Below are 24,846 nucleotides of genomic sequence, written 5' to 3'. Positions count from 1 at the left end.
AAAGTAGCTTCATTGGTTCCCATCTGCTTCTAAAAGTGTTAAAATAGTATCCAAGAAACTGGAGAAAATACATGCCGAAAGAAGAGAATTTAACAGGGGACCAAGTCGTTGCCCTTACAAAAAAATATTTATCACCTGAAGATGTTGCTTTTGTGCAAAAGGCTTTGGTCTATGCGGTTGATTGCCATAATGGGCAATTCCGTCAGTCTGGCGAGCCTTATATCATTCACCCGATTCAAGTGGCAGGAATCCTTGCCAAGCTGAAACTGGATGCTGTGACAGTCGCCTGCGGCTTTTTGCATGATGTCGTAGAAGATACGGATGCGACTTTAGATGATTTAGAGCGCGAATTTGGTCATGATGTGCGCGTGATTGTCGATGGGGTGACCAAGCTCGGGAAGGTCAAGTACAAGTCCCATGAAGAGCAGTTGGCGGAAAACCATCGCAAGATGCTCATGGCCATGTCTCAAGATATCCGTGTCATTTTGGTCAAATTGGCAGACCGCTTGCATAATATGCGTACCCTCAAGCATTTGCGCAAGGATAAACAAGAGCGCATTTCGCGTGAGACCATGGAGATCTATGCACCGCTAGCCCACCGTCTCGGGATTTCCAGCGTCAAGTGGGAGCTTGAGGATTTGTCCTTCCGTTATCTGAATGAAGTCGAATTCTACAAGATTTCGCATATGATGAAGGAAAAACGTCGCGAGCGAGAAGAGTTGGTCGAAGAGGTTGTCCACAAGATTGAGACCTATGCTGGGGAACGTCATTTGCATGGGAAAATTTATGGTCGACCAAAGCATATCTATTCGATCTATCGCAAAATGCAGGATAAAAAGAAACGCTTTGATGAAATCTATGACTTGATTGCCATCCGCTGTATCCTGGACACTCCAAGCGATGTCTATGCTATGCTAGGCTACATCCATGAGCTCTGGAAGCCAATGCCAGGGCGTTTTAAGGACTATATTGCCAACCGGAAGGCCAATGGCTATCAGTCTATCCATACGACTGTATATGGCCCTAAAGGACCGATTGAATTCCAGATCCGAACCGAGGAAATGCATGAGGTTGCTGAGTATGGGGTTGCGGCTCACTGGGCCTATAAAAAAGGGATCAAGGGTCAAGTCAACAGTAAGGAATCGGCCATTGGAATGAATTGGATCAAGGAGATGATGGAACTCCAAGACCAGTCAGGCGATGCCAAAGAATTTGTTGAAAATGTAAAAGAAGACATCCTGGCAGAAGAAATTTACGTCTTCACACCAGATGGAACCGTGCGCTCGCTTCCGAAAGATTCCGGACCGATCGATTTTGCCTATGAAATCCACACCAAGGTTGGGGAAAAAGCGATTGGTGCCAAGGTTAACGGCCGGATGGTGCCCCTCAATACCAAACTTCGGACGGGAGACCAGGTGGAGATTATCACCAATGCCAACTCCTTTGGTCCGAGCCGTGACTGGCTGACCCTTGTCAAAACCAGCAAGGCGCGCAACAAGATTCGTCAATTCTTTAAAAATCAAGATAAGGAATTATCTATTAACCGGGGTCGTGACCTCTTGATGGCCCAATTCCACGAGCATGACTTGGTAGCCAATAAGTTCATGGACAAAAAGCACATGGACAAAGTGCTACAAAAATCAAGCTATAAGACAGAAGAAGCCTTGTTTGCGGCGATTGGTTTTGGAGAGATTGGGGCTATTACCATCTTTAACCGCTTGACGGAGGATGAACGCCGGGAAGAAGAACGGGCTAAGGCACGCGCAGAAGCAGAAGAGCTAGTCAAAGGTGGCGAGGTCAAGGTTGAAAATAAAAAAGACACCTTGAAGGTCCGTCACGAAGGTGGCGTGGTTATCCAAGGTGCTTCTGGGCTCTTGATTCGGATTGCTAAGTGTTGTAATCCAGTTCCAGGTGATGAAATCGTCGGCTACATCACCAAAGGACGCGGTGTTGCGATTCACCGTCAGGACTGTATGAATCTCCGAGCTCAAGACAACTACGAGCAACGCTTGATCGATGTCGAGTGGGAAGATAACAACACGACCAAAGACTATATCGCTCACATCGATATATACGGACTCAACCGTGCAGGTCTTCTGAACGATGTGCTCCAAGTCCTCTCCAATACAGCTAAGATGGTCTCAACCGTCAATGCCCAACCAACCAAAGACATGAAATTTGCCAATATCCACATTTCCTTTGGGATTCCAAACTTGTCTATGTTGACAACAGTTGTGGATAAGATTAAGAGTGTGCCGGAGGTGTACTCTGTTAAGCGTACCAACGGCTAGTCGGCTGCTCAGTTATCTTTTATTGCTTCGTTAGCTCGCCTCGCCGTACTTAAGTACTGTCTTCGTCTCGCTGCCTCGCACTAAAAGCAACTGAACAGCCTTTACTTTTCAGATAGTATGCCTGCGTCTCACTGCCTTGTCTGAGGTCGATTTTCTTTGAAGAAGCTAGGACGTGCTCAGTTATCTTTTATTGCTTGGTGGCTCGTCGTCTCTGAGGTCGATGTTTATTCAAGGTCAGCAGTGAATGCTCGATAGATTTATATAATAGGATAATAAAATGAAATTAGTGATTCAACGGGTCAAGAGTGCCTCGGTTTCCATTGATGGTCAAGTCTACAATGCGATCCAGCAAGGCTTGCTGCTCTTAGTGGGTGTCGGGCCAGATGACGATCAGAAAGATTTAGATTATGCGGTCCGCAAGGTATCGCAGATGCGTATTTTCTCAGATGAGGAAGATAAGATGAATCTTTCGGTCAAAGATATCCAAGGGGAAATCTTGTCGATCTCTCAATTTACCCTCTTTGCGGATACCAAAAAAGGCAACCGTCCTGCTTTTACAGGGGCTGCCAAGCCAGATATGGCCAGTCAGTTATATGATGCCTTTAATGATCAATTAGAAAAAGAAGTCCCTGTCAAACGAGGGATCTTTGGGGCCGATATGGCGATTGAATTGATCAATGATGGTCCAGTGACGATTTTGTTAGATACAAAAAATCCATAAGTAAGAAAACATGCAGTCGGTTTAGACTGCATGTTTTTCGATATAGAGTTGTTGGGCGATCACTTGGTTGATAGAAATTTCTTGTCCATGGATGATTAAGTGATAGAGGCCTGTGTAGTCATCATACCGTTGAAACGCGATAGTATTCCCAATCTGGAGATGGATCTGGTCTAAGAATTTTAGCAATTCATAGGTGTCATGGACCCTTTGCAGAATATACAGACCAGGTTGGGTCGCTTCGCTGAGACGGTCTTGGTAGGCTTCGACAAGCCTTTCGCCTTTCTTTGGAATTGTCCCACCGTGAGGGCAGGTCTTAGGAGTTCCAAGCATGTGATCCAGCTGGTCAATGAAATGTTCAGAAACGGTATGCTCGAGAACTTCTGCCTCTTCATGGACTTCTTCAGTTGTATAGTCAAGTTTTTCCAGAAGAAATACTTCGATCAAGCGGTGCTTGCGGTAGAGATCAGAGACCAACTGCGATCCTAGATCCGTTAGCAAATACCCACGAGACTTGTCCTTCACCAAGAGACCCTCTGAGATCATGCGCTTAATCATCTCGGTCACAGCGGGTGGAGAGACCTGCATGCGACTCGCGATTTCCTTGTTGCTAATTTTTTCTACTTCTGTGCCAATTTCATAAATGCACTTGAGGTAATCTTCTTTGTTTGGTGTCATGCTTTCCTCTTTTCTTCGCTCACTTCTAGTATATCAAAAATCTCTTCAAAAACGCTAGTGGAGTAATGAGAATTGTCTCAAGCTCCAAAAGATGGTAGTATAGAAGCATAGAAAGGACGGCACTATGAACAGACGGGAATTAGTGAGATTAGGCTGGAGAGAGAGTAGTTTAGCCTATCTAGAGAAGCACTTGCAGGGATTGAAAGATCCACAAGCCTACCAAGAACAATACCAGTCTGTCTTTTTCTTTGCCAGTCCTCTGTTTCAAAATATGTGGTTTCAAGAGATCAAAGATCTAACGGAAACGGCTGCCCAAGACTTACTGAGGGGAGTCATGAAAATTCTTCTTATGCCAAGTGACCTGTCCGGAACTTGTGAAGAAACAGCCTTTCTTCTGAGTAGGATGGCTCCAGATTGTCCGCCAGGTTCCGACTTTTGGAAGGCTTTTTCACACGTCGTGCAAATCGCCTTTGAAAAGGATCCCTTAGCAGATCAGTCGGGAGATCAGCTCTTGAAACGCCAGGTTCACCAGTTACGCTACCTACTTTCAAGTTACCAAGCCCAATGGGTTCGGACGCATAAGGCCAGAGCTGGACAGACTGACGAGGAGGCCTTACAAGCTTACATACAAAAGGCTAGAGCGGTCACGGTGGATGCTTATGCGGCTGCCCGCCTTCACAATAAGATCTCCCTAGGGCCAGATGGTCACCTTCATTATCCATCAGGGGCCTCCCAACAAGTCAATTTCAAGGTCTTGTTAAATTTTCATACGGAGTATATTCTCGATCAAGCCGGGCGTTTTCTCAATGAAGTCGATCCAGTAGAAGTTTCTGAAAATGGCATTGTCAATGGGGCTAGTTTTAACTACGGGCTGGCTAGGGGACGGACCCATAAGGACTTAGATATTGACCCCGTCAAAGCTTGGGACCCAGCCTTTCGGAAGCAGGTCCTTTATCGTCAAGGTGTTCGCTATCTAGCCCCTAAAAATGATCGCAGTGTCGAAGGCTACTGGAGTCGAAAAGGGGTCTTTGCACAAGGAGGCAAGAGCTACAAGCAACAAGTGGCACAGCGCGTGCGGAGTTTCCTCAGAGGCATCCCTCGCTTACGCTGGCGCGTCCTCCTACAGAATGGACTTCATCGGATTTTATAGCAATGGAAAAGAGGTCGCAGACCTCTTTTTTCATTTATCCAAGCGCATTGACGGCTTCGATTGCAGCGTCGTAATTTGGTTCGCTGTTGATATTGTCTAGGTATTCAACGTAAGTAACCTTGTTATCCGCATCTAAGACCAAGACAGCGCGTGCGAGTAGGTGCCATTCATTGATCAAGAGGCCGTATGCTTCCCCGAAGGAATGGTCGTAGTAGTCTGAGAGCATGATGGCATTGTCGAGCCCTTCAGCAGCGCACCATTTACCTTGAGCAAAAGGAAGGTCGACAGAGACCGTCAAGACGACAGTGTCTTCCATATCCGATAAGGTTTGATTGAAGTGACGTGTTTGCATCGAACAGATACCTGTGTCGATGGATGGGATAATGCTGAGGACTTTTTTCTTGCCAGCAAAATCAGCTAAAGATTTCTTCTCAAGAGCTGGAGTGATCAATGAAAAATCATGGGCCATTTCCCCTACTTGAAGTTGAGATCCGGTAAAGGTCACAGGGTTTCCTAAAAATGTTGCCATAAAAAGACTCCTTTTTTCTTTTCATTGTACATCAATGAAGGGGGAAGAGCTACTGATTTGTTTAGAAATCTGAATGGTCTACTGACTCAATCCTTCTGCGATCTTGTCTAAGTTCCACTTCATCATGCTGTAGTAGCTATCGCCCTTTTCTCCTTCTTTGGCAATAGAATCAGTGAAGATCTTTGCATAGATCGGGATATTGGTATCCTTAGAGACAGTTTTCATAGGGCGTTCATCGACACTGGATTCGACAAAGAGGGCTGGTACCTTGGTTTGCCGGAGCTTTTCTACCAGCGTTTTGATTTGGTCAGGTGTGCCTTCTTCTTCCGTATTGATTTCCCAGATATAGGCAGATGGGACGCCATAGGCTTTTGAGAAGTACTTGAAACAGCCTTCGCTGGTCACAATCATCTTTTTCTCTTCTGGGATGTTATTGAATGCTTGTTTGGCTTCTTGGTCGAGCTTGCTGAGTTTTTCAGTATAGGCAGCTAGATTTTTTTCGTAGAAGTCCTTGTTTTTGGGATCTTTTGCGATCAATTGTTTGGCAATGTTTTTAGCGTAGAGTATCCCGTTTTCGAGATTGAGCCAAGCGTGAGGGTCTTCTTTTCCAGCTTGGTTTTGGCCTTCCAAGTAGATGACGTCGACTCCGTCGCTAGCTGCGAAATAGTCTTTGTTTTCAACTTTATTGGCATTTTTGACCAATTTAGTAAACCAAGCATTGCCACCGGTTTCGAGGTTGATCCCGTTGTAGAAGATGAGGTCTGCTTGCGAAGTCTTTTTGACATCTTCTGGAAGCGGTTCGTATTCGTGAGGATCTTTGCCGACAGGAACGATACTGTGCAGATCGATCTTATCCTCAGCAATATTTTTAGTTATATCTGCAAGGATTGAATTGGTGGTGACCACTTTCAATTTACCAGAAGCTCCAGAAGAAGAGCCTTTGCTACAGGCCAACAGACCAAATAAGAGCGCCACAAAGAGGGCGAGGATAGAAGCGGTTTTTTTCATGTGTTTCTCCTTTAATGAGATGAAAGAGCGTGCTTATTCTTTCTCTGCTTAGGAGCGATAAAGAAGCTGATGAGAAAGAAGACAGCAGAAGTGAGGACAATACAAGACCCGACGGCGATGTTTAAGCTATAGCCAATAAAGAGTCCCAGGATGGATGCAAGAGCACCTAATCCGGATGAAAGGAGCATCATGGACCAGAGACTATTGGTATAGAGATAGGCCGTCGCAGCGGGTGTAATGAGCATGGCGACGATGAGAATGGTTCCGACACTCTGCATAGCAGTGACAGAAACCAAGGTCAAGAGCACCATAAGGAGGTAGTGATAGACCTTGACCCGGACGCCCATGGATTGAGCCAGAACAGGATCAAAAGATGTGAGCAGTAAGGGTCGAAAGAGTAGGACAATCACCAGCAAGACCGCAGCACCAACACCGATGGTTATCCACATATCCCGGTCTTGGACGGCCAAGATATTCCCAAAGAGGATGTGGAAAAGGTCGGTGGAACTTTTAGCGACTCCAATCAGGATGACTCCTAAGGCGAGGAAAGAAGAAAAGGTAATCCCAATTGCAGTGTCGCTCTTGATGATGGAGTTGCTCTTGATATAGGTGATAAGGACGGACGCCAGGAGGCCAAAGACAATAGCGCCAATAAAGAAATTGATGCCCAGGATAAAGGAGAGAGCCACACCAGGAAGAACTGCGTGTGAGATAGCGTCTCCCATGAGAGACATGCCTCTTAAAATAATGAAGCATCCAACGGCTCCAGCGACAATCCCGATGGCGATGGCTGTGATCAGGGCATTCTGTAAGAAGTGGAATTGCTGTAATCCATCGATAAATTCTGTAATCATCCGACGCCACCTCCTATAAAGAGTTCATGCCCATAGGCTGCATGCAGATTTTCTTTGGTAAAGGTTTCCTCTGTTTTCCCAAATGCAATCAGTTTACGATGAAGGAGGAGGACCTGGTCGAAATAAGCTGGGACCTTGCTGAGGTCGTGATGGACGATCAGAATGGTCTTGCCTTCTTGTTTCAAGGTCTGGAGGGTCTGCATGATGATGTCTTCGCTGACAGAGTCAATCCCTGCGAAGGGCTCATCCAAAAAAATGACATCCGCTTCTTGGACCAAGCAGCGGGCGATCAGCACCCGTTGGAATTGCCCTCCTGAAAGCTGGCCGATCTGGCGATCCGCTAGATCAAGAAGATTGACAAGTTTCAAGGCATTTTCCACTTTTTGGAGATCTTCTTTGCTTTTTCTCTTGAAGATAGAAAGGTGGGGATAAAGACCCAGTGAGATGCACTCTCTCACCGTGATGGGAAAGTGGAAATCAATAGCGGATTTCTGTTCGACGTAGGCCACCCGTTGAAGAACTTGGCTGAGATCTTTTTGATCGAGCTGGACCTTTCCCGCATGAGGGAGAAGTCCTAGCATGGCCTTGATTAGGGTTGATTTTCCAGCCCCATTGGGGCCAAGAATGCCTAGGATGGTTGGACCCTGGATGGTGAGGGAAAGATCCTCCAAGGCCAGTGTTTGCTGGTAAGCAACACTGAGATGTTCAATTTGAATCATGATTTTGCTCCTTTACCATTAATATACATGAATAAAAAAATTAAGTCAAGTTAATTTTTGAAATAATTATACACGAATAAAAAGTTAAGTCAAGTTAATTTTTAAAATAATTCAACTTAAATCTCTTGAAATCATTGAAAAAAGTTCCTATTTTTGATAAGGTTATTACAAAAGAATGAAAGCGAGAAGATCATGGTACGTTTACAAGATGATTTTTATGATTACGTCAATGGGGCATGGGCTGAGACAGCTGTGATTCCAGATGACAAACCGTCAACCGGTGGTTTTATGGACTTGATCCAAGATATCGAAAACTTGATGTTGGATATTACCGGAAAATGGCAAAGAGGAGAAGAATTGCCTGAAGATAGCATTCTGCAAAACTTTGTCAAATACCACAAAATGGTGGCAGATTTTGATGCACGGGAAGCAGCTGGTGTGGCTCCAGCTATGCCCTTGATCAACGAAATCAAGGCCTTATCTTCCTTTGAAGACTATACCAGCAAGTTGGGCACCTATGAGCTAGCTGGCAAACCAAATCTCTTGCCATTTAGCGTGTCACCAGACTTTATGAATGCCCAAATGAATGTCTTGTGGGGAGAAGCACTCGGTTTGATTTTGCCTGATACAACCTACTATGAAGAAGACAATGAAAAAGGACCAGAGTTATTAGCTGTTTGGCGTCAAATGGTTGAAAAACTCTTGGCAAAATTCGATTTCTCAGAGGAAGAAATCAAAGATATCCTAGATAAGGTCATTGCGGCTGATGCAGAATTGGCCAAATATGTCTTGTCAAACGAAGAAAAATCAGAGTACAACAAACTCTACCATCCTTATGAATGGGCAGATTTCAAGGCCTTGGTTCCAGAATTGCCACTCGATACTTTCTTTACAGAAGTGATCGGACAAACGCCAGATACTATCATCGTGCCAGAAGAGCGTTTCTGGAAGGAATTCGCACCAACATTCTACTCAGCAGCCAACTGGGAAACCCTTCATGCTAAATTGAAACTCGGCGCAGCTCTTTCTTGGACTTCCTTCTTGACCGAAGAAATCCGTGTCCTGTCTGGTGAATATGGACGGACCATCACAGGGACACCAGAAGCACGTCCGAAAGAAAAGGCAGCTTTGGCTTTGGCAGAAGGACCTTATAGCCAAGCGCTTGGGCTCTGGTATGCGGGCGAAAAGTTCTCACCAGAAGCAAAAGCAGATGTAGAGCACAAAGTAGCGACCATGATTGAGGTCTACAAGGATCGTCTTGAAAAAGCAGACTGGCTCGCTCCTGAAACCCGCGAAAAAGCCATTGTCAAACTCAATGTCATCACACCGCATATCGGCTACCCTGAAAAATTACCAGAAACATACGCCAAAAAGATCATCGACGAGAGCAAAAACTTGGTAGAAAATGCCCAAAAATTGGCTCAAATTTCCATTGCCCATACTTGGAGCAAGTGGAACCAACCAGTCGATCGGAGCGAATGGCACATGCCAGCTAATATGGTCAATGCCTACTATGATCCGCAACAAAACCAAATCGTCTTCCCAGCAGCGATTTTGCAAGCACCTTTCTATGACCTTCACCAATCATCATCAGCCAACTACGGTGGAATCGGTGCGGTCATTGCCCATGAAATCTCCCACGCCTTTGACACCAATGGAGCATCCTTTGACGAGAACGGTAGCTTGAAAGACTGGTGGAAACCAGAAGATTACGAAGCCTTTACCGCTCGGACTCAAAAGGTCATCGATCAGTTTGAAGGCCAAGATTCATACGGTGCTAAGATCAACGGGAAATTGACTGTTTCTGAAAACGTAGCAGACCTCGGCGGTATCGCTGCAGCTCTTGAAGCAGCGAAAAAAGAGGAAGATTTCTCAGCAGAAGAATTCTTCACTAACTTTGCTCGCATCTGGCGCATGAAAGCTCGGACAGAGTACATGCAACTCCTCGCAAGTGTCGATGTCCACGCACCAGGAAAACTCCGTACCAATGTCCAATTACCAAACTTTGACGAATTCTTTGAAACCTTTGATGTCAAAGAAGGCGACGGCATGTGGCGTGCACCAGAGGATCGTGTGATTATTTGGTAGTCTAAGATACTAAGCCCGTAAAAAAAGCGAGAAGAAAATAGGAGATTGACTATGTGGGCCATGCCCACCAGTCAATCTCTCTTTTTCTCGACGCTTTTAGGGCGAGTTCAATTTAGCGATACTAGTTTTGTTGATCAAAGGAAGTAGTCTCGACTTCAGTTAAGCGATTGATTTTCTTGATTGCTCGTGAAAAAAATAAAAATCCCCAAAGTTAAGTTTCAACCTACTGAAACTAGCTTTGGGGATTTTTGATAATAAGATTCATCAAATAAAAATGAAGCGTTTCCAATGACTGCGTGAACAGATAAATTTAATTGATTGGAGCCTTGTATAATTCTTTGAATTTCATAGAAATAAATGCTACTATGAGTGTGAACTAAATAAATTTTAAAGGAGCAGACTATGAGAAATTTTGCAAGTCCGTCACGTTACATTCAAGGTGAGAATGCCTTATTTGAAAATGCGCAATCTATTTCAGAATTAGGGACTCACCCTGTTTTGCTATGTGATTCAGTGGTCTATGATATTGTAGGGAAGCGTTTTGAAGAATACCTTGGTCAAAATGGGCTCACGGTCTTGCCAGTCTTCTTCAATGGTGAAGCTTCTGACAACGAAATCAATCGTGTGGTTAGTCTGGCAGAAGAAAATGGCTGTGATTTGGTCATTGGACTTGGTGGAGGAAAGACCATCGATAGTGCTAAAGCTATTGCTGATCTTCTAAAATCACCAGTTGTCATTGCTCCTACCATCGCTTCTACAGATGCTCCCGTTTCAGCCTTGTCAGTTATCTATACGGATGAGGGTGCCTTTGAGCGCTATATCTTCTACTCTAAAAACCCAGAATTGGTCTTGGTGGATAGCAAAGTGATCTCTCAAGCACCAAAACGCTTGCTCGCTTCTGGTATCGCAGATGGCCTAGCAACTTGGGTAGAAGCGCGTGCAGTGATGCAAGCGAATGGAAAAACCATGTTGGGTCAACGACAAACCTTAGCGGGTGTCGCCATTGCACAACGTTGTGAAGAAACCTTATTTGCTGATGGTCTCCAAGCCATGGCTGCTTGTGAAGCCAAAGTCGTAACCCCTGCTCTTGAAAACATCATTGAAGCCAATACCCTTCTCAGTGGTATTGGATTTGAAAGTGGGGGATTAGCTGCTGCCCATGCCATCCATAATGGCTTTACGGCCCTCACCGGAGACATTCACCATTTGACTCACGGTGAAAAAGTAGCCTATGGAACCTTGGTTCAATTGTTCTTGGAAAACCGACCAAAAGAAGAATTGAACAAATACATTCGTTTCTATCAACAAATTGGCATGCCAACGACTCTGAAAGAAATGCATCTTGAAACTGCAAGCTACGAAGATCTTCTCAAGGTTGGCCAACAAGCCACCATCGAAGGAGAAACCATTCACCAAATGCCATTCAAGGTACAAGCATCTGATATTGCTCAAGCCATTGTAGCAGTAGATGCTTATGTCAAGTCCTTAGGCTAACTATAGAACGGAACTCCTTTCTAAAGCAAGAACTCCCATTACCATAAGGTATGGGAGTTCTTGCTTTACTTTCTTCTTTTTGGATCGGTTTGTTTAAAGATCAGGTATAAGATTCCGGCTGGCAAGAAGCAGAAGAGCCACATGGCATCTAGTCCCTTCTGTTTACTGCTAGAGTTTGTTGCTTTAGAATCGCTCACGGCTATTCCTGCCTTAATACTTGGAGATACCTGTTGCAAGCTGTTTTGGACGACCAGGCGGTTGTTTTCCAGTTTAATTGCTGGATTCGTACCTTTTTTAACGGTTGCATAGAAGTCTTGCTTCAATTGAATGGTCTTCCCGTCGATCGTGTGTTGGCCTGCAGAGAGAACTTTTTTGTATTGGTAATCCGCAAACATTTTCTCAGCCAAGGTATTTCCGATCTGATTGCGGTAGCTTTCGGCGATCTCGACATCGTAGTTTCCAACCCCCAAAATGACTTCGATAATCCGTTGTTTACCCCGCTTGGTTGTCGCAGTGTAGTTGTAGTCAGCAGTCGGGCTGGATCCGGTCTTGAGTCCATCTGTTCCTTTGAGGGCGAACTTTCCACCTTCGAGGGAAGTGTTGTAATTATCGTAGCTTTGCTCGTAAGGGGTTCCTTCCATGATAGTGGTGTGAGCTTGCTTGGTGTATTCCAACATTTCTGGCAGGTCGTTTACGATGTGATAAGCCAGAATAGACATGTCTCGCGCTGTGATTTCGTTATTGGCATTGACATCGTAGCGTTGCGGATTGTAGTAGCCTTGAAGCACCGAAATCATTGCCCCATTTGGATTGCCCCATTTGGTATGGCTCATCCCCATTTCTTGCGCGTACTGATTCATTAAGTCCAAAAACTTATCGGGATCATTGTCCGTAACAGCGTTTGCGAGCATGATCACAGCTGCGCTGGAAGAGGGAACAAAGAGCATCTTGATCAATTCAGATACCTTATAGTCCACACCAGCTACAATAGGTGAGTTACTTAACAAATTGTTTTCCGAAATAGCTTGATCAGCCTCTGTTGCTGTGACCACGGTATCGTATTTGATCTTACCTTCTTTGAGAGCCCGAAAGACCACATAGGCACTCATGAGCTTGGCCATGCTGCCTGAGTCTCGGACCGTGTCGATATTGTCTCCGTATAGGATGGCTCCAGTATTAGCATCGATGACGATGTCGGCCTTAGGCTTGTAAAAATCATCCAATACCAGTCCAGCATCGGCTGCGATTTTCATGACATCTTCTTGCTGATAGATATCGTCCGCAAAAGCAGTAGAGATAGGGCCTAATGTCAAGACTCCTACAAGGAGGGACAAGAGGCTGTATTTTAGTCGTTTGTGTAAATGTCTCCCGTTATTCATAAATTCCATTATATCATACAGGTTAGGGATTAAAACGGAAAAAATTCTAGAAAAAGAAAAAAGAGAATAATTTCGCAGTAAAAGCGTTTACATTTCCCTGGAAAGTGCTATAATTTAAATTGAATATAACATTTTTATAATGAGGTGAATTATATGAACAAAGGAAAGGTACTCTTAGCTACCAGCGCTCTGCTTTTATCAGCTGGTGTCCTCGTAGCTTGCTCAGGTGGAAAATCTGGAAGTTCCGGCGGACAGACGTATAGCTATGTCTATACCCAGGATCCAGATACGCTCGACTATTCGATTTCCAATAAAAAATCGACTTCCGAGTTTACAGGAAATGCGGTAGATGGATTATTGGAAGTAGACAAGTATGGGAACTTAATCCCATCACTTGCTAAAGACTGGACTGTTTCCAAAGATGGCTTGACCTATACTTATAAACTCCGCAAAGGGGTCAAATGGATGACTTCTGAAGGGGAAGAATATGGAGGAGAGGTTAAGGCCCAAGACTTTGTGACAGGTCTCAAGCACGCGGCAGATAAGAAATCACAAGCGATTTACTTGGTCCAAAAATCTGTCAAAGGCTTGGATGACTATGTTTCAGGGAAAACATCTGATTTCTCAACCGTTGGTGTGAAAGCGATTGACGATTATACGGTCCAATATACCTTGAGCCAACCAGAAAGCTTCTGGAATTCCAAGACTACGATGGGGATCCTGATGCCGGTCAATGAAGAATTCCTGAAATCTAAAGGAGATGGCTATGGTCAAGGAACTACTCCGTCTAGTATCCTTTACTGCGGTCCTTATTTGATCAAATCCATCACTTCTAAATCCTCAGCGACATTGGAAAAGAACCCAACTTACTGGGATGCAGATAATGTCAAGATCAGTAAAGTCAAACTGACCTATTATGATGGACAAGACTCAGAATCCTTGATTCGTGGATTTGACAAAGGCGACTATACGGTTGCCCGTGTCTTCCCAAGTGGCTCTAACTATAAGAGTGTAGAGAAGAAGCACAAAGATGATATCGTCTTTAGCGACCAAGGTTCATCTACCTACAATCTTTCCTTCAACATCGACCGTCAGTCTTATGAAATTACAGCCAAGACCACGGATGCTCAAAAGACTTCTACTAAGAAAGCAATCTTAAATAAGGACTTCCGTCAAGCCATTATGTTTGCCTTCAACCGAAAGGCATACGTAGCGCAAGCAAACGGAGAAGCTGCTGCCAATAAGGTGATCCGTAATACCTTTACGCCACCAAACTTTGTCCAAATCAATGGCCAACAATTTGGGGATGCAGTAGAAAAAGACTTAGAAGCTTATGGGGATGAATGGAAAGGTGTCTCTGTCGCAGATGGAAAAGACACCCTCTACAATCCAAGCAAGGCCAAAGAAGAGTTTGCCAAAGCTAAGGCAGACTTGCAGGCTCAAGGAGTTGAATTCCCAATTCATTTAGACCTTCCAACTTCTTCGACTTATACGGAAGGAATCAAACAAGCCCAATCCTTCAAACAGTCGATCGAGTCAACTTTAGGAGCAGAAAATATTGTTATTGATCTGAAAATGATCTCAGATGATGACCTGCAACGGGTTACCTACTTTGCTGAAAATGCTTCCCAACAAGACTGGGATCTAAACAATAACTTGGGCTGGGGACCAGACTATACGGACCCATCTTCTTACATCGACATCACCAGTGGTAAATCTGGCGAAAATGCCAATGCCTACTTTGGATTCGATGCTGGTACGGATAATGCGGCCGCAAAAGCAGCTGGTTTTGATGAATACGATCAATTAATTGAGGATGCTCAAAAAGAAACCACAGATGTCAACAAGCGTTATGAAAAATATGCTGCCGCTCAAGCTTGGTTGACCGATAGTGCCCTCTTGATTCCGATCCATTCAGATGGGGCTTCTCCAGGCGTCCGTGAGACTGTACCATACTCTGCAGCCTTTGCTTGGACAGGCCACAAGGGTCAATCTTTCAACTATAAATATTTAGAAGTTCAAGACAAGGTTGTAGCGGCGAAAGACTACGACAAAGCGCGTGAACAATGGAAGAAAGAAAAAGAAAAATCCAATAAAAAAGCGCAAGAAGAACTTGAAAAGCATGTGAAATAGACTTTTCTTAGAGAAAACAGGATGGACAGGTCCCGTATGGGACCTGTCTTTTTCTTTGTCTGAACCTTTAAAAATCGCCTAAAAATGGTATAATAGGAGCATCACGAAAATTGGAGAGACGCTATGAGTTTTTACGATCATAAAGAAATCGAGCCTAAGTGGCAAAAATACTGGGCTGACCATCATACTTTTAAGACAGGAACAGATGCTTCAAAACCTAAGTTTTATGCATTGGACATGTTCCCTTACCCATCTGGAGCGGGTCTACACGTAGGACACCCAGAAGGCTACACGGCGACAGATATCCTTAGCCGTTTCAAACGTGCGCAAGGCTACAACGTCCTTCACCCAATGGGCTGGGATGCTTTTGGTTTGCCTGCAGAGCAATATGCGATGGATACAGGGAATGACCCAGCGGAATTCACGGCGGAAAACATTGCCAACTTCAAACGTCAAATTAATGCCCTTGGATTCTCTTACGACTGGGACCGTGAAGTCAATACTACAGACCCAAACTACTATAAATGGACACAATGGATCTTCACTAAGCTTTACGAAAAAGGTTTGGCCTATGAAGCTGAAGTGCCAGTAAACTGGGTTGAAGAATTGGGAACAGCCATCGCCAACGAAGAAGTCCTTCCAGATGGAACTTCTGAGCGTGGAGGCTATCCAGTTGTTCGCAAACCGATGCGCCAATGGATGCTTAAAATTACTGCCTATGCAGAGCGTTTGCTGACTGACTTGGATGATCTTGATTGGCCAGAGTCTATCAAGGACATGCAACGCAACTGGATTGGAAAATCAACTGGTGCCAATGTCACTTTCAAGGTGAAAGGTACTGACAAGGAATTCACCGTCTTTACCACTCGCCCTGACACCCTTTTTGGTGCGACTTTCACTGTTTTGGCTCCTGAGCATGACTTGGTAGATGCTATCACAAGTCCTGAACAAGCTGAGGCTGTGGCTGATTACAAACACCAAGCTAGCCTTAAATCAGACTTGGCTCGTACTGACCTTGCTAAGGAAAAAACAGGGGTTTGGACGGGTGCTTATGCCATCAACCCTGTCAATGGGAAAGAAATTCCAATCTGGATTGCGGACTACGTTCTTGCTAGCTACGGTACAGGTGCCGTTATGGCCGTACCAGCCCACGACCAACGTGACTGGGAATTTGCTAACCAGTTTGGCCTTCCAATCGTAGAAGTGTTGGAAGGTGGAAATGTAGCAGAAGCTGCTTACACAGAAGATGGCCTTCACGTCAACTCAGACTTCTTGAACGGACTCAACAAAGAAGAAGCAATTGCTAAAATCGTGGCTTGGTTGGAAGAAAAAGGCTGCGGTCAAGAAAAGGTTACCTACCGTCTCCGCGACTGGCTCTTTAGCCGTCAACGTTACTGGGGTGAACCAATCCCAATCATTCATTGGGAAGATGGAACTTCAACAGCTGTTCCAGAAAATGAACTCCCACTTGTCTTGCCAGTCACCAAGGACATCCGCCCTTCAGGTACTGGTGAAAGCCCACTAGCTAACTTGACAGACTGGCTGGAAGTGACTCGTGAAGATGGCGTCAAAGGTCGTCGCGAGACCAATACCATGCCGCAATGGGCCGGTTCAAGCTGGTACTACCTCCGTTATATCGATCCACATAACATTGAGAAATTGGCCGATGAGGACCTCCTCAAACAATGGCTGCCAGTCGATATCTATGTAGGTGGTGCAGAACACGCTGTTCTTCACTTGCTTTACGCTCGTTTCTGGCACAAATTCCTCTATGACCTTGGTGTTGTACCGACTAAAGAGCCATTCCAAAAACTCTTTAACCAAGGAATGATCTTGGGAACTAGCTACCGTGACCACCGTGGTGCTCTTGTAGCGACTGACAAGGTTGAAAAACGTGACGGTTCCTTCTTCCACATGGAAACAGGAGAGGAATTGGAGCAAGCACCAGCTAAGATGTCGAAATCCCTCAAGAACGTGGTCAACCCAGACGATGTGGTGGAACAATACGGTGCCGATACCCTTCGTGTCTATGAAATGTTCATGGGGCCACTCGATGCTTCTATCGCTTGGTCTGAAGAAGGTCTAGAAGGAAGCCGTAAATTCCTTGACCGTGTTTACCGTTTGATCACAAGTAAAGAAATCGTTGCAGAAAACAATGGCGCTCTTGACAAGGTTTACAACGAAACCGTTAAAGCTGTCACTGAGCAAATCGAGTCGATGAAATTCAATACAGCCATTGCTCAACTCATGGTCTTTGTCAATGCGGCAAACAAGGAAGACAAACTCTATGTGGATTACGCCAAAGGCTTCATCCAATTGATCGCCCCATTTGCCCCTCACTTGGCAGAAGAACTCTGGCAAACAGTCGCAGCAACAGGCGATTCAATCTCTTACGTAGCTTGGCCAACATGGGACGAAAGCAAATTGGTTGAAGACGAAATCGAAATCGTTGTTCAAATTAAAGGAAAAGTCCGTGCGAAATTGATGGTCGCAAAAGACCTTTCTCGCGAAGAATTGCAAGAAGTTGCTCTGGCTGACGAAAAAGTCAAGGCAGAGATTGACGGCAAAGAAATCGTGAAAGTAATTGCGGTACCAAATAAATTGGTTAATATTGTTGTAAAATAACCAATTTATTTGCTGATTTCCAACCTCAAACAGTTTCCCAAACTGTTTGAGCCAACCAAACTTGTAAATATTATTATGAAATAAAATTAAAAGTCCTTCAGCGCTAAGTTCTGGAGGATTTTTGTATTGCTATATGCTATAATAGTTCCAACTAAGATAAAAACACAGTTCTGGTTGGTAGTCCAGACGTAGGCAAGCCTATCAGTAACCTTCCTCCTTGGTTGTCCATTCTTAGGGATAGATTTAAGGAGGTGCTGTCGTGGAAACAATTTCAATTGGATTGACAGTTTATTTTGAAGATGGATTTTGGCATGGTTTGTTCGAACAAGTGTATCGAGAAACTTATCAAGTTTGTCGTGTGACATTTGGTCAGGAGCCAAAAGATGATGAAATTTTAGAGATCTTACAGACTCAGTTTACTCAATTATCTTTTAGTCCAGAAGCTATAGTTAAGCAACATGTAAAAATCAAGAATCCTAAACGATTACAGCGAATGGTGAAGAAACAAGTAAATCAGAAAGTTTCTTCCAAGTCGAAAGAACTATTGCAGTTGCAGTATGAGGAAAGGAAAAAGATTTCAAAACATCAATCTAGTGTCCAAAAGCAATTGCTCAAACAAGAGAAATTTGAACGCAAACAGCAAAAACGAAGGGAGAAGCGTAAAGGACATTAACCCTTATCTCTTTCATCAAAAAAGCTTCGGTAGGAAGAACCCTACCGAGGCTTTTTTAACATGTTGAAAACGATTGTTGAATATCTGGATGATTTTCCCAATCAGCTCGATTGTAGCTTCCTGTAATGGTGTGCTCTTCAGAAAAGAGCAGAACCCGTTCCACAATCGGAGCGATTTGCTCGAAATGGTGGGAGGAAATAACAATCGTTTTTCCTGCTGTTTTGAGTTCTTGGAACAAGGCGACAATCAGCTTCTGGTATTTGGGGGAGAGACCGTTAAAGGGCTCGTCAAATAGCAAGAGACTAGGATTCATGGTGAGGACACTGGCAATGGCGACTAGCTTCTTTTCGCCACCAGAAAGATGGTAGGGAATACGATCTCTCAGGTGCTCAATCTCTAGAAGACCGAGCGTATCCTTAACGCGTTGTTCGACTTCGGTCTCGGCTAAGCCTAATTGGCGTGGCCCAAAAGCAAGCTCATCATAGACGCTTGTATTGAACAATTGGGTATCGCTGTTTTGAAAAATGAGTCCAACCTGCTGGAAGAGTTGCCCAGCACGATGGGGATCTTTCAAGAAGTCTTGGTCAATGGTCCAGTTCTTGAAGTGGTACTGACCAGAAGAGAGGGGCAGGAGTCCAACCAGAATTTTAAAGAGGGTAGATTTTCCCGCTCCGTTTGGACCCATCAGGCCAACGGTTTCCCCCTTTTGGATTTGGAGTTGAATATCATGGATTCCAGTCTCCTCTGTGTAGTGGTAATTCCCATCTTGAATGCGAATCATATGCTTTCCTTTCTAGCCAAGTAAGGTCGTGAAGGTCGTTAGAAGAACCAATTCCAATAGGAAAAAGATGTCTTCCTTCTTCCAGTGGAAGGCTTCTTTGCGCTTTGTGTCCATGCCATATCCTCTCAGCAACATGGCCTCGTAGACCTCTTTGGTATGGTTCTTCGTTGATAGATACAAGAGACCCAGAAGAGAGCCAAAGAGATGGAGGTTTACTTTTTGACCAACTGTCCGGAGTTGGACGCACTCAATTTGTTGGTGAAGGTGTTTTCCCAAAATATAACTATATTTCAGCGTAATATCAATGGTTTGGACAAAGGTCTTGGGGACATGTAGCTGCCTTAGGGCCTCAACCAGTTGGATGCTTGTGGTAGTGGCTAAAAAGAGAGAAATATTAAGGACAATGATCCCCGCACGCAACAAAAAGAGCCCACCATTTTGAAATCCTTGAAATAAGATACTCGGTAAAATTACAATGATCGAGAAGAGAAGGACCTTGAGTAGGACCTTAAAGAGGTGGAGTAGGACCTCACCAGGAAGCATCGCAATGTGAAGTAGTAAGAGGATACCGAGGATCCAGAGCTGGATCGTATGGTGGGCTGTTGTAATGAGAATGGCTAGGGTTAAAAAGTAAACAAGCCGCATCCAAGAGGAAGTTTTGGCCTTGAAAGCGGGCGTCGTTTGTCTCATTTTGCCAAGAAAATGGCGCAATGTGTGAAGGTTCATTTGTAAATAGTGATGGCTTTTGGATGCTTCTAGAGTCGCTTGCTCTTGATGAAGCCAGTCAGGGAGTTTACGCATGAGAAGTTTTTTCTCCGTTCATTGATCGAATGATTTTACTGATGATATAGAAAATGAGAACAGCTGTAATGGCTGATAGAATATAGCCAATCGCAATTTTTGTCCCAGGAATGGTGTAATCACTGAACAAGGCTTCAAAAGAGAATCCATTTTTGATCCCTGTTGGGACTTTGCCATGAAGCAGGCTACCCAATTCTTCAGTAGACCATTCCCCAAAAGCTGTTCCTTCTGCTAGGAGACCGAGAGGGCTCAAAACGATCAGCCCCAAGAGGACCCAGCGGATTTTTTTGACAAATGAAGTCGTATTTTTTGTACTTGGTGTATACAATTCAGATGGGGCCACTTGTTTGACAAAGCGGTAAATCACATAGGTGAAGAAGGCTTCGACCCAGCCAGCGACAAGGAGATGAGCTCCCAACATGGCAGGAACCGTGATACTCAATCCATAAGGGTTATAGAGTGGCTGACCAGCTTCTGAAGCGATAAGGGGTTGCAAGCCCAGTTCAACACCAGCTAAGAAGGCAGCGGCATTGATCGAAAGGAAAGAGCCGACAATGACACCAAGCGTTTCCTGATGGTGCTTGCGGAACAAGCTATAAATAGCATAGCCAACAAAAGGCATCACAATGGCCATGTTGAAAATGTTGACCCCAAGAGCGAGAATCCCTCCGTCACCAAATAAGAAGGCCTGTAGGAGTAAGGCGACTGTCAGCGCTAGAGAGGCCGCATAGGGACCTATGAGAATGGCAAGAAGGGTCCCTCCGACAGCGTGAGCGGTCGTTCCACCAGGAACAGGAACATTAAACATCATCAATAAGAAGGACAAAGAAGCAGCAATCCCAAGCATCGGAGCTAGCTCTTTATTTTCGTTTAATTGGACCTTGACTTTTTTGATGGACAAGACAATAACAGGCGCAGCAGCAACCGCTAAAACTGCACAACTTGCAGGACTAAGGTAATTATCTGGTATATGCATAACAAATTCTCCATTAGTATGATTTAATTTCGTTAACAGATTACCACATTATAAAATCAGGTGTCGTTGCAAAACGAGTCCAACATTTGTTACACTTGCTAGAAAGAGGGAGAAAAAACTAGTTTGAAGGGCTAGAAAGGCTTTTTAAGGTGAATTTAGATAAAATTATTGGTTCTATATCGAAATAGTTGACAGATGTAACAAACAGTGATACAATGGCTGTGATATTTCGATATAGAAATAAAAAGGAGACAAAATGGACAAGATGCAAGGGGGCTACCAAGCTTTACAGATACGCTTGTTAAATGGGCGTATCTTTCAAAAACTGCTGAGTAAGGAACCAGATGCCCTATACCGAAATGAACAAGGGAAAATTTTAACGATTTTGTGGAAGCAAGAGTTGGAGTGCGCTACTGCGACCGATATCGCTCTTGCGACGGGTCTAGCCAACAATACATTGACCAGCATGGTTAAGAAATTGGAAGAACAAGGCTTGGTTACGATTCAACCTTGTACGCAGGATAAAAGGAAAAAATATATTTCTTTGACAGACCTCGGTTGGGCACAAAAGGAAATTGGGGATCGTGTTAGTAAGGAACTGGGTGAGATTTTCTATCAAGGATTTTCGGATCAAGAAATCCGAGAATTTGAGGAGTATCAAGAGCGGATTATCACAAATCTAAAAGCTAAAGAGAATGACATCTAGGGAAAGGAAGTAACAGTTATGATTGGTATTACAGGGGTAACAGGGAAATTAGGTTCTTATGTGGCGAATCTTGTCGATAGGAAAGGAATCGCTTCCGTCCATCTAGCACGAAGCCCAGAGCGTGCAAAGATCTATGCGTCAGCGGAAATTCGTAAAATAGTGTATGCCAATACACCAGAGGTGGTTGAAGCCTTAAAGGGGATCGATATCTTGTTGATGGTTTCTGCTCGGGAAAATCCAGAGCGTGTCAAGGAACACCAGGACTTTTTAGATGCTGCAAAGCTAGCAGGGGTAGAGCATATCGTCTATACCTCCTTTTATGGGGCAGATGAGAAGGCAACTTTCACCTTGTCTCGAGATCATGCCCAGACGGAAGCCTATATCAAGGAGTTAGGCTTCACCTACACTTTTTTGAGAGATAATTTTTACTTGGACTTCCTGATTGATATGGCGCTTGAAAATGGAGAGATTCGTGGTCCGGCAGGCAGTGGTCTTGTGTCAGCTGTTGCCCGTAAGGACACATCTAGGGTTGCAGCAGAGATTCTTTTAAATCCTAAGGAGTGGGAAAATCAAACCTTGCATCTGACAGGACCAGAGGATCTTTCCATGGAAGAAATCGTAGCGCTTCTCTCAAAAGAGACTGGTGACGCCATCGCGTATGTGGATGAAACAGTAGAAGAAGCTTATGAGTCACGGAAAAAATGGCCAGCACAAACTTGGGAGTACGATGCCTGGGTCAGCACTTATACAGCGATTAAAGCTGGGGAACAAGCTGGGGTTTCAACAGATATCGAAAAAGTCCTAGGGCATCCGGCAAGTAGCCTATTGGATACTCTTAGAGACAGAAAACTTATTGAGGAAGAATATGATTGAATATAAACATGTAGCCTTGCGCTACACGGATAAGGACATTTTAAAAGATGTCAATCTCCGTATTGAAGATGGTGAATTTATGGTCCTCGTAGGTCCTTCAGGATCTGGAAAGACCACCATGATCAAGATGATTAACCGTCTCTTGGAGCCGACAGATGGCAATATTTATATGGACGGGAAACGCATCAAGGACTATGATGAACGAGAGTTACGTCTGTCTACTGGTTATGTGCTTCAAGCCATTGCTATCTTTCCTAATTTGACAGTTGCGGAAAATATCGCTCTCATTCCTGAGATGAAGGGCTGGGGCAAGGAGCGAGTGGCTTCCAAAACAGTCGAATTTTTAGAAAAAGTAGGCCTTCCAGCTTCTGATTACGCCGATCGCAAACCCCATGAGCTGTCTGGTGGGGAGCAACAACGGATTGGCATTGTGCGGGCCATCATCGGGGAGCCAAAGATTCTATTGATGGACGAGCCCTTTTCAGCCTTGGATGCCATTTCCCGCAAACAGTTGCAGGCTCTTACCAAAGACTTGCACAAGGAGTTCGGCATGACCACTATCTTTGTTACACACGATACCGATGAAGCCTTGAAATTAGGCGATCGGATTGCGGTGTTACAAGAAGGAGAGATTGTGCAGGTGGCGGATCCTGAGACCATTCTAGCCCAACCAGCCAACGACTTTGTTGCGGATTTATTTGGAGGTGCTCACCATGTCTAAACTATTTGCAACCTTTCAAGAACGCTTTGGAGACTGGCTCACTGCACTAGGGCAACATTTGCAACTGTCATTACTGACCCTGCTCCTTGCTATTTTTCTAGCTGTTCCATTAGCTATTTATTTAAGTACACGCAAGAGAGCCAGCAACTGGGTTTTACAGGTAGCTGGGATCTTCCAGACCATTCCTTCCATGGCCCTTTTGGGGCTCTTCATTCCCATCATGGGAATTGGAACACTTCCGGCCTTGACAGCTCTCGTCATCTATGCCATTTTCCCCATCCTTCAAAATACTATCACCGGTTTGCAGGGGATTGACCCAAGTCTAGAAGAAGCAGGGGTCGCCTTTGGGATGACTAAGTGGGAGCGCTTGAAGAAGTTTGAGATTCCCTTGGCCATGCCCGTCATCATGTCTGGGATTCGGACAGCAGCTGTGATGATTATCGGGACGGCTACTCTAGCTGCTTTGATTGGAGCTGGGGGACTCGGTTCCTTTATCCTTCTGGGGATTGACCGCAATAATGCCAGTCTGATTTTGATCGGTGCCCTGTCTTCTGCCTTCTTAGCCATCGCCTTTAACCTTCTTCTCAAATGGATGGAAAAGGCTAAATTGCGGACCATCTTTGCGGCTTTTGCGGTCATGATCCTGGGATTGGGAGCTAGCTATACACCAAGTCTTCTTCCCAAACCGGAAAAAGAAAACCTGGTCATCGCTGGGAAGTTGGGTCCTGAACCGGAAATTCTAGCCAATATGTACAAGATTTTGATCGAAGAAAACACAGACATGACAGTGACTGTTAAACCAAATTTTGGAAAAACCACCTTCCTCTTTGAAGCTCTGAAAAAAGGGGATATTGCTATCTATCCAGAGTTTACAGGGACCGTGACCGAAAGTCTCCTCAAGCCGGCGCCGCAAGTCGGCCATGATCCAGAAGCAGTCTATCGAGCGGCTCGAGATGGGATCAAGAAACAAGACGACCTGGCCTTGCTCAAACCCATGGCTTATCAGAATACCTATGCTGTCGCGGTGCCTAAGAAAATTGCCCAAGAGTATGGCCTCAAGACCATTTCAGATTTGAAAAAGGTGGAAGGACAACTCAAGGCAGGATTTACCTTGGAGTTTAATGACCGAGAGGACGGGAACAAGGGCTTGCAGAAGGTTTACGGACTCCATCTACAAGTCTCCACCATGGAGCCAGCCCTTCGCTACCAGGCGATCCAGTCCGGTGACATCCAGATCACAGATGCTTACTCAACGGATGCCGAGCTGGCTCGCTATGACCTGGTGGTCCTTGAAGATGATAAGCAACTCTTCCCACCTTATCAAGGGGCGCCCCTCATGAAAGAAGCTCTTCTTAAGAAACATCCAGAATTGGAAGGCATTCTAAACAAGTTAGCTGGTAAAATCACAGCAGAGCAAATGAGCCAGATGAACTACCAAGTCGGAGTAGAAGGCAAGTCAGCTAATCAAGTGGCACGTGACTTTTTGGTAAAAGAAGGGGTTATTAAAAATTAACAAATAATTCTCAAGTCTTCGCACTTGAGGATTTTTTGATAGAAAGCAATTTTAACCCTTTTCAGCAAGCTTTTGTTATAGAGGGGGAGACCTTCTCTTAAAAAACTCTCCATTGAGTCTAGCTTAAAATTGTGTT

General features: G+C 44.6%; 21 protein-coding genes. 12 read left to right on the top strand and 9 right to left on the bottom strand.

What is annotated here, in order from left to right; translation table 11 throughout:
- The first annotated feature begins 71 nt into the window (after positions 1 to 71).
- Both ADH92_RS08150 and dtd read left to right on the top strand, forming a co-directional pair.
- Positions 72 to 2,291 (top strand): RelA/SpoT family protein, encoded by a 2,220-nt coding sequence (locus ADH92_RS08150; protein WP_049498079.1) that lies wholly within the window; start codon positions 72 to 74, stop codon positions 2,289 to 2,291.
- Positions 2,292 to 2,568: 277 nt separating this feature from the next.
- On the top strand, positions 2,569 to 3,012 hold the full coding sequence (dtd, locus tag ADH92_RS08145; RefSeq protein WP_024054704.1) for a D-aminoacyl-tRNA deacylase: 444 nt from the start codon (positions 2,569 to 2,571) through the stop codon (positions 3,010 to 3,012).
- A gap of 21 nt (positions 3,013 to 3,033) precedes the next feature.
- On the opposite strand, the gene ADH92_RS08140 is transcribed toward dtd, so the two are convergent.
- On the bottom strand, positions 3,034 to 3,687 hold the full coding sequence (locus ADH92_RS08140) for a metal-dependent transcriptional regulator (RefSeq protein WP_023919592.1): 654 nt from the start codon (positions 3,685 to 3,687) through the stop codon (positions 3,034 to 3,036).
- A gap of 124 nt (positions 3,688 to 3,811) precedes the next feature.
- Here ADH92_RS08140 and ADH92_RS08135 point away from each other — a divergent pair, with 124 nt between their 5' ends.
- A complete protein-coding gene (locus ADH92_RS08135) occupies positions 3,812 to 4,837 on the top strand; it encodes a DUF3114 domain-containing protein (protein WP_049498078.1) in 1,026 nt (341 codons plus the stop codon).
- A gap of 34 nt (positions 4,838 to 4,871) precedes the next feature.
- On the opposite strand, the gene tpx is transcribed toward ADH92_RS08135, so the two are convergent.
- The 4 genes from tpx to ADH92_RS08115 all read right to left on the bottom strand — a co-directional run bounded on the left by tpx (position 4,872) and on the right by ADH92_RS08115 (position 7,947).
- A complete protein-coding gene (gene tpx, locus ADH92_RS08130) occupies positions 4,872 to 5,366 on the bottom strand; it encodes a thiol peroxidase (RefSeq protein WP_021154333.1) in 495 nt (164 codons plus the stop codon).
- 78 nt (positions 5,367 to 5,444) lie between these two features.
- Positions 5,445 to 6,374 carry a metal ABC transporter substrate-binding lipoprotein/fibrin-binding adhesin FimA gene (gene fimA / locus ADH92_RS08125; protein WP_049498077.1) on the bottom strand — a complete coding sequence of 310 codons (930 nt, stop codon included), beginning with the start codon at positions 6,372 to 6,374 and terminating at the stop codon, positions 5,445 to 5,447.
- Between the two features lie 11 nt (positions 6,375 to 6,385).
- Positions 6,386 to 7,228, bottom strand: a complete 843-nt coding sequence (locus ADH92_RS08120) for a metal ABC transporter permease (protein ID WP_003004302.1) — start codon at positions 7,226 to 7,228, stop codon at positions 6,386 to 6,388.
- Entirely contained in the window at positions 7,225 to 7,947 is a 723-nt protein-coding gene (locus tag ADH92_RS08115) for a metal ABC transporter ATP-binding protein (RefSeq protein WP_023919584.1), read from the bottom strand. Before ADH92_RS08115 ends, ADH92_RS08120 begins: the two co-directional genes overlap by 4 nt.
- A gap of 192 nt (positions 7,948 to 8,139) precedes the next feature.
- Here ADH92_RS08115 and ADH92_RS08110 point away from each other — a divergent pair, with 192 nt between their 5' ends.
- Entirely contained in the window at positions 8,140 to 10,035 is a 1,896-nt protein-coding gene (locus ADH92_RS08110) for a M13 family metallopeptidase (protein ID WP_049489274.1), read from the top strand.
- 402 nt (positions 10,036 to 10,437) lie between these two features.
- Positions 10,438 to 11,529: a glycerol dehydrogenase gene (locus tag ADH92_RS08105; RefSeq protein ID WP_049498076.1), complete on the top strand. Its 1,092-nt coding sequence runs from the start codon at positions 10,438 to 10,440 to the stop codon at positions 11,527 to 11,529.
- Positions 11,530 to 11,594: 65 nt separating this feature from the next.
- Here the strand turns inward: ADH92_RS08105 and ADH92_RS08100 are convergent, their stop codons facing one another.
- Entirely contained in the window at positions 11,595 to 12,917 is a 1,323-nt protein-coding gene (locus ADH92_RS08100) for a DUF1958 domain-containing protein (protein ID WP_049498075.1), read from the bottom strand.
- A 144-nt stretch (positions 12,918 to 13,061) separates the two neighbouring features.
- On the opposite strand from ADH92_RS08100, the gene ADH92_RS08095 reads away from it, so the two are divergent.
- From ADH92_RS08095 to ADH92_RS08085, 3 genes are all read left to right on the top strand, one after another.
- Positions 13,062 to 15,041, top strand: coding sequence for a peptide ABC transporter substrate-binding protein (locus tag ADH92_RS08095; protein WP_049498074.1), 1,980 nt, complete (start codon positions 13,062 to 13,064; stop codon positions 15,039 to 15,041).
- Between the two features lie 123 nt (positions 15,042 to 15,164).
- A complete protein-coding gene (gene leuS, locus ADH92_RS08090; protein WP_049498073.1) occupies positions 15,165 to 17,666 on the top strand; it encodes a leucine--tRNA ligase in 2,502 nt (833 codons plus the stop codon).
- Positions 17,667 to 17,925: 259 nt separating this feature from the next.
- Complete coding sequence (locus ADH92_RS08085) at positions 17,926 to 18,339, top strand: YjdF family protein (RefSeq protein WP_049498072.1); 414 nt, start codon at positions 17,926 to 17,928, stop codon at positions 18,337 to 18,339.
- Positions 18,340 to 18,394: 55 nt separating this feature from the next.
- On the opposite strand, the gene ADH92_RS08080 is transcribed toward ADH92_RS08085, so the two are convergent.
- Genes ADH92_RS08080 through cbiM form a run of 3 tightly spaced genes read right to left on the bottom strand, consistent with a single transcriptional unit; the run spans position 18,395 to position 20,897 of the window.
- A complete protein-coding gene (locus ADH92_RS08080) occupies positions 18,395 to 19,120 on the bottom strand; it encodes an energy-coupling factor ABC transporter ATP-binding protein (RefSeq protein ID WP_049491035.1) in 726 nt (241 codons plus the stop codon).
- A 12-nt stretch (positions 19,121 to 19,132) separates the two neighbouring features.
- Entirely contained in the window at positions 19,133 to 19,921 is a 789-nt protein-coding gene (locus ADH92_RS08075; protein ID WP_049491034.1) for an energy-coupling factor transporter transmembrane component T, read from the bottom strand.
- Positions 19,914 to 20,897 carry a cobalt transporter CbiM gene (cbiM, locus tag ADH92_RS08070; RefSeq protein WP_049491033.1) on the bottom strand — a complete coding sequence of 328 codons (984 nt, stop codon included), beginning with the start codon at positions 20,895 to 20,897 and terminating at the stop codon, positions 19,914 to 19,916. Before cbiM ends, ADH92_RS08075 begins: the two co-directional genes overlap by 8 nt.
- A 256-nt stretch (positions 20,898 to 21,153) precedes the next feature.
- Here cbiM and ADH92_RS08065 point away from each other — a divergent pair, with 256 nt between their 5' ends.
- The 4 genes from ADH92_RS08065 to ADH92_RS08050 are packed head-to-tail and all read left to right on the top strand — an operon-like array spanning position 21,154 to position 24,710.
- Positions 21,154 to 21,603 (top strand): MarR family winged helix-turn-helix transcriptional regulator, encoded by a 450-nt coding sequence (locus ADH92_RS08065; protein ID WP_049491032.1) that lies wholly within the window; start codon positions 21,154 to 21,156, stop codon positions 21,601 to 21,603.
- Positions 21,604 to 21,621: 18 nt separating this feature from the next.
- The gene (locus tag ADH92_RS08060; RefSeq protein WP_049491031.1) at positions 21,622 to 22,476 is read left to right on the top strand and encodes an SDR family oxidoreductase; all 855 of its coding nucleotides are present in this window, start codon (positions 21,622 to 21,624) and stop codon (positions 22,474 to 22,476) included.
- Positions 22,469 to 23,197: an ATP-binding cassette domain-containing protein gene (locus tag ADH92_RS08055; protein ID WP_049498071.1), complete on the top strand. Its 729-nt coding sequence runs from the start codon at positions 22,469 to 22,471 to the stop codon at positions 23,195 to 23,197. Before ADH92_RS08060 ends, ADH92_RS08055 begins: the two co-directional genes overlap by 8 nt.
- Positions 23,190 to 24,710, top strand: coding sequence for an ABC transporter permease/substrate-binding protein (locus ADH92_RS08050; RefSeq protein ID WP_049498070.1), 1,521 nt, complete (start codon positions 23,190 to 23,192; stop codon positions 24,708 to 24,710). The genes ADH92_RS08055 and ADH92_RS08050 overlap by 8 nt, the downstream gene beginning before the upstream one ends.
- Positions 24,711 to 24,846: the final 136 nt, after the last annotated feature.

Origin of the sequence: Streptococcus parasanguinis (assembly GCF_001073155.1) — a bacterium.
Classification (GTDB): domain Bacteria; phylum Bacillota; class Bacilli; order Lactobacillales; family Streptococcaceae; genus Streptococcus; species Streptococcus parasanguinis_D.
This window is presented reverse-complemented; position numbering and strand designations above follow the sequence as displayed.

Excerpts from the sequence above, each read along its gene's own strand:
- ADH92_RS08150 (WP_049498079.1), top strand. The coding sequence starts at position 72 with ATGCCGAAAGAAGAGAATTTAACAGGGGACCAAGTCGTTGCCCTTACA.
- dtd (WP_024054704.1), top strand. The coding sequence starts at position 2,569 with ATGAAATTAGTGATTCAACGGGTCAAGAGTGCCTCGGTTTCCATTGAT.
- ADH92_RS08140 (WP_023919592.1), bottom strand. The coding sequence starts at position 3,687 with ATGACACCAAACAAAGAAGATTACCTCAAGTGCATTTATGAAATTGGC.
- ADH92_RS08135 (WP_049498078.1), top strand. The coding sequence starts at position 3,812 with ATGAACAGACGGGAATTAGTGAGATTAGGCTGGAGAGAGAGTAGTTTA.
- tpx (WP_021154333.1), bottom strand. The coding sequence starts at position 5,366 with ATGGCAACATTTTTAGGAAACCCTGTGACCTTTACCGGATCTCAACTT.
- fimA (WP_049498077.1), bottom strand. The coding sequence starts at position 6,374 with ATGAAAAAAACCGCTTCTATCCTCGCCCTCTTTGTGGCGCTCTTATTT.
- ADH92_RS08120 (WP_003004302.1), bottom strand. The coding sequence starts at position 7,228 with ATGATTACAGAATTTATCGATGGATTACAGCAATTCCACTTCTTACAG.
- ADH92_RS08115 (WP_023919584.1), bottom strand. The coding sequence starts at position 7,947 with ATGATTCAAATTGAACATCTCAGTGTTGCTTACCAGCAAACACTGGCC.
- ADH92_RS08110 (WP_049489274.1), top strand. The coding sequence starts at position 8,140 with ATGGTACGTTTACAAGATGATTTTTATGATTACGTCAATGGGGCATGG.
- ADH92_RS08105 (WP_049498076.1), top strand. The coding sequence starts at position 10,438 with ATGAGAAATTTTGCAAGTCCGTCACGTTACATTCAAGGTGAGAATGCC.
- ADH92_RS08100 (WP_049498075.1), bottom strand. The coding sequence starts at position 12,917 with ATGGAATTTATGAATAACGGGAGACATTTACACAAACGACTAAAATAC.
- ADH92_RS08095 (WP_049498074.1), top strand. The coding sequence starts at position 13,062 with ATGAACAAAGGAAAGGTACTCTTAGCTACCAGCGCTCTGCTTTTATCA.
- leuS (WP_049498073.1), top strand. The coding sequence starts at position 15,165 with ATGAGTTTTTACGATCATAAAGAAATCGAGCCTAAGTGGCAAAAATAC.
- ADH92_RS08080 (WP_049491035.1), bottom strand. The coding sequence starts at position 19,120 with ATGATTCGCATTCAAGATGGGAATTACCACTACACAGAGGAGACTGGA.
- ADH92_RS08075 (WP_049491034.1), bottom strand. The coding sequence starts at position 19,921 with ATGCGTAAACTCCCTGACTGGCTTCATCAAGAGCAAGCGACTCTAGAA.
- cbiM (WP_049491033.1), bottom strand. The coding sequence starts at position 20,897 with ATGCATATACCAGATAATTACCTTAGTCCTGCAAGTTGTGCAGTTTTA.
- ADH92_RS08065 (WP_049491032.1), top strand. The coding sequence starts at position 21,154 with ATGGACAAGATGCAAGGGGGCTACCAAGCTTTACAGATACGCTTGTTA.
- ADH92_RS08060 (WP_049491031.1), top strand. The coding sequence starts at position 21,622 with ATGATTGGTATTACAGGGGTAACAGGGAAATTAGGTTCTTATGTGGCG.
- ADH92_RS08055 (WP_049498071.1), top strand. The coding sequence starts at position 22,469 with ATGATTGAATATAAACATGTAGCCTTGCGCTACACGGATAAGGACATT.
- ADH92_RS08050 (WP_049498070.1), top strand. The coding sequence starts at position 23,190 with ATGTCTAAACTATTTGCAACCTTTCAAGAACGCTTTGGAGACTGGCTC.